This window comes from Granulicella tundricola MP5ACTX9 (genome assembly GCF_000178975.2).
Classification (GTDB): Bacteria; Acidobacteriota; Terriglobia; order Terriglobales; family Acidobacteriaceae; genus Edaphobacter; species Edaphobacter tundricola.
In genome coordinates, this window is the sequence record NC_015064.1 from 99,000 (window position 1) to 112,821 (window position 13,822).

Annotated in this window: 7 protein-coding genes and 1 pseudogene; 7 read left to right on the forward strand and 1 reads right to left on the reverse strand. The window is 54.4% G+C overall.

Annotation, left to right across the window (positions count from 1 at the left end; genetic code table 11):
• Positions 1–124: 124 nt before the first annotated feature.
• The 7 genes and pseudogenes from ACIX9_RS00430 to ACIX9_RS00465 all read left to right on the forward strand — a co-directional run bounded on the left by ACIX9_RS00430 (position 125) and on the right by ACIX9_RS00465 (position 12,409).
• A complete protein-coding gene (locus ACIX9_RS00430; RefSeq protein ID WP_013578505.1) occupies positions 125–3,232 on the forward strand; it encodes a BPTD_3080 family restriction endonuclease in 3,108 nt (1,035 codons plus the stop codon).
• Complete coding sequence (locus ACIX9_RS00435; RefSeq protein WP_013578506.1) at positions 3,225–6,032, forward strand: site-specific DNA-methyltransferase; 2,808 nt, start codon at positions 3,225–3,227, stop codon at positions 6,030–6,032. Before ACIX9_RS00430 ends, ACIX9_RS00435 begins: the two co-directional genes overlap by 8 nt.
• A gap of 14 nt (positions 6,033–6,046) precedes the next feature.
• The gene (locus ACIX9_RS00440; protein ID WP_013578507.1) at positions 6,047–6,520 is read left to right on the forward strand and encodes a hypothetical protein; all 474 of its coding nucleotides are present in this window, start codon (positions 6,047–6,049) and stop codon (positions 6,518–6,520) included.
• Positions 6,520–8,712 carry a 3'-5' exonuclease gene (locus ACIX9_RS00445; RefSeq protein ID WP_013578508.1) on the forward strand — a complete coding sequence of 731 codons (2,193 nt, stop codon included), beginning with the start codon at positions 6,520–6,522 and terminating at the stop codon, positions 8,710–8,712. Before ACIX9_RS00440 ends, ACIX9_RS00445 begins: the two co-directional genes overlap by 1 nt.
• A gap of 800 nt (positions 8,713–9,512) precedes the next feature.
• Positions 9,513–9,851, forward strand: a complete 339-nt coding sequence (locus ACIX9_RS00450; RefSeq protein ID WP_041596851.1) for a hypothetical protein — start codon at positions 9,513–9,515, stop codon at positions 9,849–9,851.
• Between the two features lie 387 nt (positions 9,852–10,238).
• Positions 10,239–10,964 (forward strand): hypothetical protein, encoded by a 726-nt coding sequence (locus ACIX9_RS00460; RefSeq protein ID WP_013578509.1) that lies wholly within the window; start codon positions 10,239–10,241, stop codon positions 10,962–10,964.
• Positions 10,965–11,450: 486 nt separating this feature from the next.
• A pseudogene (locus ACIX9_RS00465) lies at positions 11,451–12,409 on the forward strand (IS5 family transposase).
• A 224-nt stretch (positions 12,410–12,633) separates the two neighbouring features.
• Here the strand turns inward: ACIX9_RS00465 and ACIX9_RS25495 are convergent.
• Positions 12,634–13,584 (reverse strand): hypothetical protein, encoded by a 951-nt coding sequence (locus ACIX9_RS25495; protein ID WP_157477174.1) that lies wholly within the window; start codon positions 13,582–13,584, stop codon positions 12,634–12,636.
• Between the last annotated feature and the right edge of the window lie 238 nt (positions 13,585–13,822).

Here is a 13,822-nt window from a genome sequence, read left to right on the forward strand (position 1 = left end):
GGCTCTCGAAGCCAGAACGTTGGTCAAGTGTGGAGACGCCTAATACAAGTCGCGTCTCCTTAGAGCTTGAAGAGATCAGCTGTGGCACAATGAACTCATTCCGATCAGCGGGTCCAACTTGAGCGTGTCCACCGAGCAGAGTTTCTTCGAACGTCCCATTCTGAACAGTCCCTATCTGCCTTCTCACCGTCACTGGGAGCTTGACAGTGAAGGCCAGCCTACTCACCTGATTGTGCCCACCCGGCGGCGAGCCGAGTTCATCTCGCCCATCCCGAAGCCGCGACTGCGGCGGGGTCAGGGACGACAAGCTGCACTGGTGTTGCAGGACGAGGCTGGCCTCTCGACGGACACTCAGCAATACGCCTCCACCATCATCAACGACCTGCGCGGCGAAGTCGATGCTTGGCGAAGGCTGCCAAGTCGGTCGGACTGGAAGGTCTCCGCCGAGACTGCAAGGCTTCTTGCCCACTGGCGAAGCGACAGTTTCACGTCCGTCCGCCCTTTCTTCTGCCAGGTGGAAGCGGTCGAGACCGTCATCTGGCTGATGGAGGTTGCACCTCTACGAGAGAGTTGGCGTAAGAAGTATCTCAACCACCTGTCCGAATCGAACGCGGACGCCAATCCTGGCCTGGCACGCCTTGCATTGAAACTTGCGACAGGTGCCGGTAAGACGACCGTGATGGCGATGCTTATTGCCTGGCAGACGATCAATGCGGTGCGTCGGCCCAAGAGCCAGTTCACGAAAGGCTTTCTCATCGTTGCCCCTGGATTGACAATCCGGGATCGGCTCAACGTCCTCAAGCCCAACGACACCTATAACTACTACGAGCATCGGGACCTCGTTCCAAAGGACATGTTGCAGGACATGCAACGTGCTGTAGTCGTCATTGAGAACTACCACAAGTTCAAGATCAGGGAGCGGACTTCTCTGGCTAAAGGGACCCGCCGAATGCTGGAGGGGCGCGACGGAGAGGTACAGACTCTGGAGACAGAAGGCCAGATGCTGCAGCGAGTCGTCGGGGACCTGATGGGAATGAAGAACATACTGGTCATAAATGACGAAGCTCACCACTGTTATAGGGAGAAGTCAGGAGAGACCGCCGAGCGGGAGATTGGCGCTGATGAACGAGAGGAAGCGAAGGCAAACGCTGAAGCCGCTCGAGTTTGGATCACCGGTCTGGAGATGGTTAAGCGTCACATCGGAATCTCACGCATCCTGGACCTGTCCGCCACTCCTTTCTTCTTGCGAGGTTCAGGATACCGGGAGGGCACGCTCTTCCCTTGGACCATGAGTGATTTTTCCCTCATGGATGCCATCGAATGCGGAATCGTGAAGCTGCCGCGAGTACCGGTGACGGACAACATAACAAGCGCTGACGTGCCAATCTTCCGCAATTTATGGGAGAACATCAGTAAGGACATGCCAAAGAAGGGGGCTGGGAAGGCAGGATTGCTGGAGCCGGAGCGCCTGCCGCTGAAGCTGAAAGCCGCCCTCGACGCTCTCTACAGCCACTACAAGAAGACCTTTGAGCTGTGGCAACAGAATGGCATTGAGGTTCCGCCCTGCTTCATCGTGGTCTGTAACAACACCTCAGCTTCTAAGCTGGTCTCTGACTACATCTCTGGTTACGCCCGCGAGACGCCCGAAGGCAGCGTACCCATCCCCGGGCATCTGCCTCTCTTCCGAAACGAAGATGAGAACGGACGTCCTTACTCCCGGCCACGCACCATTCTCGTAGATAGCCACCAGATGGAAGCGGGCGGTGACCTTGATGAAAACTTTCGCAAGGCGGCAGCGGCAGAGATTGAGCGCTTCCGGCAGGAACTGCGGGCGCGTGGAGAGCATGACAAGGCTGCCAACCTAACCGACTCCGATCTACTTCGCGAGGTGATGAACACGGTGGGCCGCAAAGGTGCCCTCGGGGAGTCGGTGCGGTGCGTCGTCTCGGTTTCAATGCTCACTGAAGGTTGGGATACCCAGACGGTCACGCATGTCCTGGGCGTTCGAGCCTTCGGTACGCAGCTCCTGTGTGAGCAGGTCATCGGTCGTGCGCTGCGACGCCAGTCCTATGAACTCATCACGGAAGGGGCGGAAGCGGGACACCTTCCCGTGGAGTATGCCGACGTCCTTGGCATTCCGTTCGACTTCACCGCCAAGTCTGTTCCAGCACCACCGCAGGCTCCTCGGAAGGTCATCAGCGTGAAGGCACTCAAGGAGCGTGCTGGCCTTGAGATCAACTTCCCTCGTGTGCAAGGCTATCGAGTCGTCATGCCACGTGAGCGCCTGGCTGCGGAGTTCAACGAGGACTCCGCATACGTCCTTACCCCGAATGAGGTCGGCCCCACAGACACTCGGATCGAAGGAATCGTAGGCGAAGGCATCAACATCGGCCCAGACCATCTCAGAGAGGCCCGTTACTCCACAATCGTCTTTGAGCTTGTCTCACACATGCTGAAGACGTCGTGGAAAGATGCCCAGATAGAGCGTCCCGGACCGCATCTCTTCATGGATCTGAAGCGCATTGCCCGGGAGTGGTTGGACAACTACCTTCAGTGTGTTGGCGGCACACAGCCAGCCCAGATGCTGGACCCCCGACTACTGGAAAGGGCTTCGCAGCGTATTACTACGGGCATCACGCGCAGGATGAGCGGGGAGACGGGTATCGCCGCTATCCTAGATCCTTACAATCCACTTGGTTCAACCGCGCAGGTGAACTTCAACACCACCAAGACTGATCTTTGGAAGACCGCTCCGGATCGCTGCCACGTGAACTGGGTGGTGCTTGACAGCATGTGGGAAGGGGAGTTCTGCCGGGTTGCGGAACAGCACGCACGGGTGCGGTGCTACGTGAAGAACCATGCGCTGGGCTTTGAGGTTCCTTACCAGCGCGGCGCGGAGAACCACATCTATCGGCCGGACTTCATTGTCCGCGTGGAGGATGGGCATGGGGAGGACGATCTCCTCAGCCTGGTTGTGGAGATTAAGGGATACCGTGGCGAGGACGCCAAAGACAAGCGCAGCACCATGGAGACGCTGTGGCTACCGGGCATCAATCGTACCGGCAGCCACGGACGCTGGGCATTCGCTGAGTTCACCTCAGCCTATGCGATTGAGGAAGAGTTCAAGGCGCGGGTTGAGTCGCTCTTTCACGAAATGATTGCGGATGCGTCGCTGTACGGGCGGCAGCACCAGCCCTCAGCGAGAGATAAGAAGGAAGATACGAATGGCTGAAAAGAAGAGCACGGGTACCACTGCCAAGACCGTCACCACCTTGGTACATGACGACGCATCACGCAAAAACATTCCCACGGCAGAGTTTCAGTCCGTCATGCGCACGGAGGAACAGCGCCCCACCCGGGTGGCTTATGAGCGGCGCAACCGCGATCTGGATCCGCAGTTAATCTGGCGCGGGAAGTACCCGGGCGATGACATGGATGCAGAACAGCCGCTGACGGTTCCGGCTCCTCCGCTGTATATCCAGGAGAAGGTTCACCCTAAGGTGCTGATCGATGACCTAAAGCGGGAGACGGAACGGCAGCGTGCAGCGGGCTCTGGCGGCGCACAAGTGGGTCAGATTGATCTGTTCGCAGACTTCAACGGGCTTCCCAATATGGACGCGAAGACGGAGTTTTACCAGCACGATCAGCACTGGTCGAACCGAATGATCCTGGGCGATAGCTTGCAGGTAATGGCATCGTTGGCGGAGCGCGAGGGGCTACGCGGCAAGGTCCAATGCATCTACTTCGACCCGCCGTATGGGATCAAGTTCAACTCAAACTTTCAGTGGTCGACGACGAGCCGTGATGTGAAAGATGGGAATGTAGGCCACATCACGCGTGAACCCGAGCAGGTCAAGGCTTTTCGGGATACTTGGCGGGATGGAATTCATTCGTATCTGAGTTATCTTCGGGATCGGCTCGTTGCAGCACGAGATATGCTTACGGATTCCGGCTCAATTTTTGTGCAGATTGGTGATGAAAATTCACACAGAGTGCGAGCGCTGCTTGACGAAGTTTTCGGACCGGATAATGCGGTCTCCGAGATCGCTTTCTCAAAGACCACGGGCCTTGGTGCCAAGTTTCTAAGCAGTCGCTTTGACTTCTTACTTTGGTATGCGAAGGACAAAGATCAGGCAAAGTTTCGGAGACCTTACCTCAGCAAGTCACACGAAGCAGGCACTGCCGACACATATTTCTGGATCCGAAACGAGGCTGGCCAATACAGAGCACTAACTCGAAATGAAAAAGATGCAATGATGATCCCTGCGGGTTATGAACTCTATAAGGCAGGTGACCTTACTTCACAGGGAAATACGCCCATAGATTTCACATTCCAGGCAGCGGACTATACACTTCGTTCGAAAACACCTTTAGCCGGACTTGTTCGGCTCGCGAAAGCGGGCCGAATTCATAAGGCGGCTAATAGTATTCAATATGTCAGAAAGTTATCTGATTTCCGTGCCATTCAGGTATCTCAACTGTGGGATGATACGGGCACTGGTAGCTTCACAGATGACAAGCTATATGTGGTGCAAACGGGCACGAAGACAATTCAACGGTGCATCCTGATGACCACGGATCCTGGTGATCTTGTGCTTGACCCTACATGTGGCTCCGGCAGTACGGCTTATGTAGCCGAGCAATGGGGACGACGCTGGATAACGGTCGACACTTCTCGTGTGGCCCTCGCTCTGGCTCGCGCTAGAGTGATGGGTGCCCGCTACGCTTACTACCTGCTGACCGATTCCATTGAAGGACGACGGAAGGACGCCGAGTTGCGCAATTCCGCAACTGTTGCGCTATCTACGTATGGAGATGTCAGGCAAGGTTTTGTTTGTGAACGAGTTCCACGGATCACTCTAGGTTCTATCGCCAATAACCTTGAAATAGACGTCTTTTGGGATGAATACCAAACCCGCCTGGAACCATTGCGTGAGCGTCTGAACACGTTGCTTCACAAGAAATGGCAGGAGTGGGAGATTCCACAGGAGGTTTCCGATGCCTGGAGCAAAGACGCCAAAGAGGCTCACGCTGCATGGTGGAACCAGCGTACCGCGCGGCAACGAGCCATCGACGCCTCGATAGCAGCGAAGGCCGAGTTTGAGAATCTGTATGACAAGCCTTATGAAGACAAGAACAAGGTGCGCGTGGCGGGGCCTTTCACAGTTGAGAGCCTTAGCCCGCATCGCGTGCTAGAGATGCAGGATAACGATCTAAGACAATCCGCCCTGAGCGACTATGACGATCCACGTGACGTGGGCAACTTTGTGCAGGTGATTCTGGACACGCTCAAGGCCAGCGGTGTGCAGCAAACCGATAAGAACGCTCGCATTGAGTTCACTTCACTGCAGCCGTGGCCGGGGCTGGGCATGATCTGCGCTGAGGGGCACTACACCGACAAGGATGGCGTGGGGAAGCGTGCGGGAATCATGATCGGCCCTGAGTTTGGCACAGTTGCAAGACCGGATCTGGCGCAGGCCGCGCGTGAGGCTGGAGATGCCGGGTTCGATGTGGTGATTGCGTGCGCCTTCAACTTCGACGCACAGTCAGCGGACTTTACGCGCCTCGGCCGCATTCCTGTTCTCAAAGCTCGGATGAATGCGGACCTCCATATGGCGGAGGACCTGAAGAACACGGGCAAGGGCAATCTCTTCATCATCTTTGGCGAGCCGGAGATCGAGATACTCCTAGCCCCGGACAATGAGATCAGAGTGAAGCTGAACGGTATCGACGTCTTCAATCCGAGTACAGGCGAAGTTACCAGCAGCGAACCGGATGAGATTGCATGCTGGTTCGTCGATACCGATTACAACGAGGAAAGCTTCTTTGTCCGCCATGCATATTTCCTCGGTGCGAACGATCCTTACAAGTCGCTGAAGACAACCTTGAAAGCAGAGATCAACCAGGAGGCCTGGGAGTCACTGCACAGCGATACGTCGCGACCGTTTCCCAAGCCCGCGACTGGACGGATTGCAGTCAAGGTCATCAACCACCTGGGCGACGAGGTGATGAAGGTGTTCACCGTCGCTTAGCGGCTGGAGGAAAGATGGTCCTTGAGGTTCGGGGAATCGAGCAGTCGACCCAGAAGTTCATTCAGTTATGGGGCAAGCATGTCAGCGGCTTCAACCCACAGAAGCAGTGCATCCATTGCTTGAAAGGGCGCAACGAACCGCAGATAAACCGTGGTATGACAAGCGGGGACTACGAGATACTAACCGGAGCACCCTACTTCTACCTCTTTGCAATGGGCCGTGCGCCACGCTCCGACAGTAACGTTCATCTGGCAGTTCAGCCCTATCCTGGTGCTGCTGCCAGCATCGTTTCCTTGTATGGTGTAACGTTTACGATTCGTGATGCACGTGCCCTGCGCATCGACAGGATCCCTGGGGGATGGTTGGGTATGGACGATCTCTTCACGACCTTCCGGAGCTTCCAGTTCGGTGTACAGATGTTTGGTTACCACTTACCTGAGAACACTCCCAAAACCGGGGACTATTCTCTGCTCCCAGAGGGAATTTAATGCAGTTCCTGATCGCCAGCACCTTCCAGGACAGCCTTGGCCGGTTGCAGCCTGCTGAGCAGAATGCAGCAAAGCTTGCGGCCATCGAACTCCAGATGAACCCGGCACACCCAGGCTTGCAGATGCACAAACTCGACCGCGCACGTGACAAGAGCTTCTGGTCGGCGCGGGTGAGCGACGATTTGCGGATGATCCTTCACCGCACGGATGCGAGCTGCCTGCTCTGCTACGTAGACCATCATGACTCGGCTTACGCCTGGGCTGAGCGCCGCAAGCTCACTGTCCATCCGAAGACCGGCGCAGCACAGATGGTGGTACTTCAGGAGACGGTTCAGCACATCATTGTCCCTCGGTACGTTCCTGAGGAGCCAAAGGCTAAGACGAAGTCTCTGCTCCTCCTCGCGGGCGCTTCCGATGCAGACCTGCTCAGGTTCGGTGTACCTGAGGACTGGCTGGACACCGTCCGCAACGCCACGGAAGAGACGGTACTGGACCTCGTAGAGGAACTGCCTGAAGAAGCTCGCGAGGCGATCCTCAGCCTGGCGACTGGCGTCCGTCCTGCACCCTCTCCTGTTGCAGGTGCTCTTGTGGCCGATGCTGGGTCTTCGGCAAATGCAGAAGCCGTGGCGTTCACCCATCCCGACGCGCAGCGCCGGTTCCGTATCGTTTCGAACCTCGACGAACTCCAAGCCGCCCTGGACGCGCCATGGGAGAAATGGACAGTCTTCCTCCATCCGGGGCAGCGGGCGATCGTTGAACGCAATTTCAACGGGCCTGCTCGCGTTACGGGCTCTGCCGGGACAGGGAAGACCATCGTCGCGCTGCATCGCGCGGTTTACCTCGCTCAGAATAATCCTTCCTCACGGGTCCTGCTGACCACCTTCTCTGAGGTACTGGCGAACGCGTTGGATAATCGTCTCCGTGTGCTGATCTCGAACCGTTCATGGTTGGGAGAGCAGATAGAGGTCCTCCCCTTCGAAGCGGTAGCCCGGAGACTGTACGCCAGCAATCTCGCGCCCTTGTATGGTCCCGTGACCATCGCGTCCGCAGAGTCCATCCTCACTCATGTTCGCGCAGCGATGGAAGCAGTCCCGTCTTGCCTTTTCTCCGAGCGTTTCCTTATGTCGGAGTGGGCGCAGGTGGTGGATGCCGCTCAACTCCGCTCATGGGAGGCCTACCGAGACTACTCCAGGGCCGGTCGCCGATCGCGCCTCCGCGAGCCTCAGCGTGAGGTGCTGTGGCAAGTATTCGACAAGGTCTTGAAATCCATGGAAGATCAGCGTGAGATGACTACTGCGGAGATGTTCGTTCGCCTTGCCAAGCACTACGCACACGGAGCCGCGCCTCCGTTTGACTTTGCGGTGGTAGACGAGGCTCAAGACATCAGCATGGCGGAACTGCGTTGTCTGGGAGCACTTGGGAGCGGACGATCCAACGCACTCTTCTTTGCAGGCGATACAGGTCAACGCATCTTTCAGCAGCTGTTCTCCTGGAAGTCTGCTGGGGTCGACGTCCGTGGGCGCTCCAGCAACTTGAAGGTCAACTACAGAACTTCCCATCAGATCCGCCATGCTGCAGATCGTCTCCTCGCTTCTGAAGTGACGGACGGCGATGGATCTGTGGAGGAACGTCGTGGCACTGTATCGGTTTTCAACGGTCCTTCCCCTGAGCTTGTGCAGCTAAACGATGAGATAAGTGAAGCAAGGTTCGCCTCAGCTTGGTTGGTTGCGAGAAGAGAAGAGGGTCACCAGTCTGACGAGATGGCGATCTTTGTGCGTTCTGCAGCACAACTGGACCGGGCAGAAGCAGCGGCCCGGGCCACTGGAATGCAGTTTAGCCATCTTGTTGCGCACGCGAACGTGTCTCCAGGCCTGCTGACAGTCTGTACTATGCATCTTGCGAAGGGGCTTGAATTCCGGGATGTAGTGATTATGGCGTGTGAGGAGGACGTCCTCCCCGATCCTGAGCGTATTGGAAGCGCCGGTGATGCTTCGGAGTTGGACGACATATACAACTCTGAGCGCCAGTTGCTTTACGTCGCGTGCACGAGGAGCCGTGATCGTCTTCTGATCACGAGTGCACACGCATCGTCGGAGTTCATTGAAGACATGCGCACAATGACAACCAACAGCACCCATGAACAGAGGAAGCAATGGAGGATTCAATCGACGACGTCAGCGTACCTGTTGTAATTTCATACCTTGACTATTCGACCTTCGTCCCTACCTCCTGACGTGCCGTCACACTTTGTGGGCATATACCGAAGTGAGGTGCCCCACAGTTTAGATACATTGAATGTTGTAACAGATACTCTGCCACTCAAAGGCCCTCTCGTTCTTAGGTCAGTGTATAATTTCCAGTAGCGACTGGTGCCTCGCCAGACATGTATGTCGGCTGAACCCCTTCCCGAAGGAAAGGCACGAACAGTAGGTCGGGTGACTACCCATAACAGGTGGGTGAGCATAGAGACGCTTGCCGGTTGGCGCCTGATCAAGCACGGTATGCCGCAATGACCCGAACGGTGCAGGGCGCTTCTCAGATCGTTAAGCCAGTGATGATGTATACCGACTTTGCTATGCAGATCTCACAAAGACCCGTTTGAAGAAGCGGCGGAGGTGGAAGGGTTCAGGTTGCTTCCCTTCGACCATGCGGAACGGAAGCAACATCTCGCATCAGATCGGTAAACTAACCGATGTCGTCGAAAGTGTTAGTTGTGAGTGCCTTGCCAGTAAGCCCTTCACCAGATTCTTCCAAGAATTAGTGTTTTTCGCTCGACTTCATGATACGCTTTTCAAACTCCTATCACCATTTGGTTGCAGAGGCCGATATGAAAAACAGGCTTGCCAAGCGTACAACCGTGAAATACTGTTGTTGCGTCCGAAGAACAGTTCTACAGGACACAACAAAGTTCGCGTAGAGGCGAACCTTTTGCGATGCTCATACGTTCTAAACAATAGGCAAATCGCAAAGGCCCCTAGAAAGGCGGCAGGTAATGGTAACGATCGAAGTTGTAAGCCCACCTCTTAGCGCATACATGGCTAAAGTGCGTACGTTGGCGGAAAACTATTTGGGCGACGCCGACAAGTGGTTTGATCTGCGTGACGACAAGATCACAGATGCAGACGATCGCGACGATTTTAGCTTTATCCGCATGGCCGTGTGGGACAAGTTGATGGAGAGCGAATTTTTTGCTTTCTCAAGTCCCCCAGGTCAAGTAGGCTTGTTTGGTCAAGGTTGTATAGCGGAACCCGGGACACTCCCGGGTTCTTTCATTTTGGGTGGTGATGATTGGGCGCATACAAGTACAAGGACCTTATTGACCGCTTTCTGAACTCATGCGAATACCTTGATCCAAGGCCTGTCGTATCCAAGGTCGAAATCCCAGAACCAAACCCATATGCCTTTAGATGGAAAGAGCAACTGACCTTAGTTCAGAATCGACTGCTAAAGGTGAATGACATGGCGACTTTCGATTCTGAAGGAAACATGGTCGAGCGGTCCTTCTCTTACGATTTTCGAGAAATTGGAAGCGTCGACCCAATCTTCCGAATATGTAACCACGAAAGAAGGCAGTCAGTAAACGAACGGTGCCATGTACATGTCGGGAAAAACAAACTGGAGTTTTTTGAAAACTCCATAAGAACCACTTTCCCATACATTATTTATTGCATCAAGAACTCATATCTGCAGATTGAGCAGGATTGGGAGAAAGGGGGAGATGATGAGCCGGGGAGATAAGATCCAAACATTTGATGGGGAAGGTCGCGAAAACCTCCCCAATGTTGTGAAGAACATTAAGAACTACATGCGTGGATTAATCTCCAATGGCATTCCGTACCCCGTAAAAGTCATCTTCTTTACTCTTCAAGGAGAAGGCCCCATGCTCGCTTATAACCAACTGAGCGGCCTTGATCTGAAGATCATTGCGGTCACATTCCCTGCTACGTACACCATTAAGCTAAAAACGGGAGGAACCTATCCTCCAGACATGCCCGAAAAGGTACGTAAGTTTTTTGACGGGGTGGAGATTCCCATTATCCGTGCGCGTCTTCCTTTTGACGACATCTCAGGGGCTGAACTTCACAATAAAGAGATGGCTATGCTGAAAAGTGCTTTATCCGTTTTTGGGGGCAGTATGCCGCTTGCCATTCAAGCAGTTCTACAGGCTACGGATAGCGGTCATATTCCTTCGGGCGAAGAAGTTATAGTTGCCACGTCTGATACGGCTTTGCTCGTCACTGCATCAACCACAAAAGACTTTCTAGATAAGACCAACGGCCTCGTGGTCAATGAAATAATCTGCAAGCCTCGGAACTTCAATATCTCTAGACCGCAACCTAAGCCATCTCCAATTCTTCAGATGCCCAGCCCATTCTCTGAACATCCTACCATTTTGGAAGGTGAGGTATCCCAAACAGGCCGAACTCATTTAGTAGATGAGTAGCAGGCTGTGTCTTCACGGTAGGTGGCGCGACTTTGAGATGAGATCTTATCAGTCGAGGTCCAGGTTTCGTTGTTAGGGGCCGGGGACTGACTGGTCTCGAGGTAAGTCAGTGAGTTTCGCTGCCAAGAGACTCAAATGATCTCCTTTCGTTATACGCTCCACTTCGATCCTAGGGGGACCATGGTTCTGGTCTTGTTTGGTGATAGGCACGAACTCCACGGTGAGGTGGAGGTGCCTACGCCTTGATCGATCCAGCATCGTGAAGTATGAGAGCGGACTTGCTAGAAAAAGGGCGGGGTGAGCCACTAGTAATTATGATTGAGCTGGACAATCGAGGAGATTGGTCTCACATCCAGAAGATAGTGCTCGTCGGCGGACAACATAGGGAGGACGCCTTATAGGCAGGGCATGCGACCTAAGGGAACTCTGCACAAGTTCTGCGTCCGCGACCTGATGGATTAATCTGATGGTTATGGGTGGATGGCAATGAGGCGGCAGACTTTTGCGTCGCAGTCGAGCTTTGAGAAGTATGGGCGGAAGTCTCGGCGGGAGCTGTTTTTGGATGAGATGGAAGTGGTTGTTCCATGGTTCGAGTGACAGGCTCTGATCGAGCCACACTACCCGAAGGCCGGCAACGGCCGTCGTCTGTCGGGCTTGCGATCATGCTGCGGACCTACTTCATGCAGCAGTGGTTCAACTTGTCCGACCCATGGCGTCGAGGAGGCGCTTTAGGAGTCCGCAACGCTGCAGCGGTTCGTCGGCGTGGACCTGGGCGTGGCTCCGGAGCCAGATGAAATGACCGTGCTGCGCTTCCGGCACCTGCTCGAAAAGCATGACCTTGGCGGCGCGATACTCGACGCGGTGAACTTGCATCTGGCAGCCAAGGGCATCCGCATCGAGACCGGTACGATCGTGGATGCGACCATCATCCACGCGCCTTCTTCAACGAAGAACGAGAAGAGAGAGCGTGATCCGGCGATGCGTCAGACTCGTAAGGGCAAGCAGTGGTACTTCGGACTGAAAGCGCACGTGGGCGTCGATGCAAAAGAAGGTCACGTGCACTCGGCAGCAACGTCGGCGGCCAACGTCTCGGACGTACCTATGCTGCCGGATCTGCTACATGGGGAGGAGCGCAAGGTGTGGGGCGACGGCGGCTATCAAGGCCAGACCAAGGCCATCCGGCAGGCCGCGCCCAAGGCCCAGGACATGACCTGCAAGCGAACCAGGTTCAAGAACTATGTCGATGAAGCGGCAAAGAAGAAGAATACGACGAAATCAAAAGTAAGAGCGAAAGTAGAACATGTCTTCCGTATCCTGAAGCGCGTGTTCGGCTTCGACAAGGTGCGCTACCGAGGTATCGCCAAGAACCATCACCGGCTATGCACTAACTTCGCCCTCATAACCTCTACCTCCACCGCAAGCACCTGGCAGGGCTGGCCGCATAGCGCCCGAAAACGGGCAACGACTCTTCAACACAGCGCAAACTCAGCCAAAACCAAATATAGGACGGTAGTATCGTAACAAACTGGCCGCCGACTCAACACGTCTACTCATAACGTCAAATTAGCCGCCTGCGCAGAGTCTCCCGAAAGCTACTCGGTGATTTCCCCACAGAGGACACAGTTAGGCATTGAACGAATTTGGAATGGCCACCCAACGAATTCTGGAGCTAACGCCACACTCTGTTGATGAATGTTGTATAGGGGTCACATGCAGATTGGAGTAGCGTCGTTAGTAAGGCGGCCTCAGTCAGGTTTAGAATTCCGGCGATGTTACTGAGAGTAGCTTTAGCCTGCGACTGCTTCGGAGTGAGCACTTGGGTGCTATCAAACGGAACCAAAACCCCATTGAGATCATTTGTCAGACTCAACACCTCTTGCGATCCACGAAGGGAAAAGCGGAATAGGATACGCGTTTTATCTTCAAAATAAACCCAAAGCAACGCTTGGCTCATACAATCGAGCACATAGTTAAAGTCGAGGTTTGTTCTGATTGTAAGGTCTACTGGATCGGCCCAAGCCAGCGCGGAGATCGTTTCTATCCCGTTGTCCTGAAATGTTTCTGCGACCCCCCTGCTGACGCTTTGCAGTTGTTGCAACTCAAGACCACTGTCACTTTGTTGATCTCCCATCGCAAGCTTTTGGACGGCTATACGCCTGGCAAACGTGAAGAGAGTTTGCGTAGGAAAGGCTCCCAAGAAGAAGGCTACGGGCACACCTACATCTGCTGTCAAGACTGCTGCTGCAGCGAACCCAAACGGAACTGACAGCAAAATACGAAAACCCCAACCGTAAACATCCTTAGGAGAAAGGTCTCGGCGCACTATACGGGCAAGTTCATCACTTATGCACCAGAGAAAAGCACCAAGCAACGCTGCCGCGGCGGTTTTGGAGATTACGAATTCACCCTTTAGCACATGAGCATTAAATTGAGCACTCCTACAGAGTCCCCAGAACGCACCCAATGACAAAATTGTAAATAGGCTCAGAGGCGCAATAAAGTGCCGTCGGCCGTAAAGATAGGACACTTGATGCCGGAAACGTTTAGCTAGGTCAGCTTCTCTTGTATTACTCCAAGGAAACTGATCGTAGTAGATACTTAGAGCCTGATCATCTCTCATGTAGCAAAACAACTTCTCACGGCGAACAGCCCAACCTGTACAAAGGTAATATATAACAGGGAGAAGGGTAAATACCGCGGCTGCACCAAATGCGAGATTCAAGTATGTCGCAAAGTGTCCAGAATTCATAATCGACCTCAGAGTTGATAAACTTACTGGTAGCGATGGTTATCAACAGTGTCGTAAAACAGCGATGATAATGCACTTAGTGACTTTTGCGTTGCCGAGAATCGCCAAA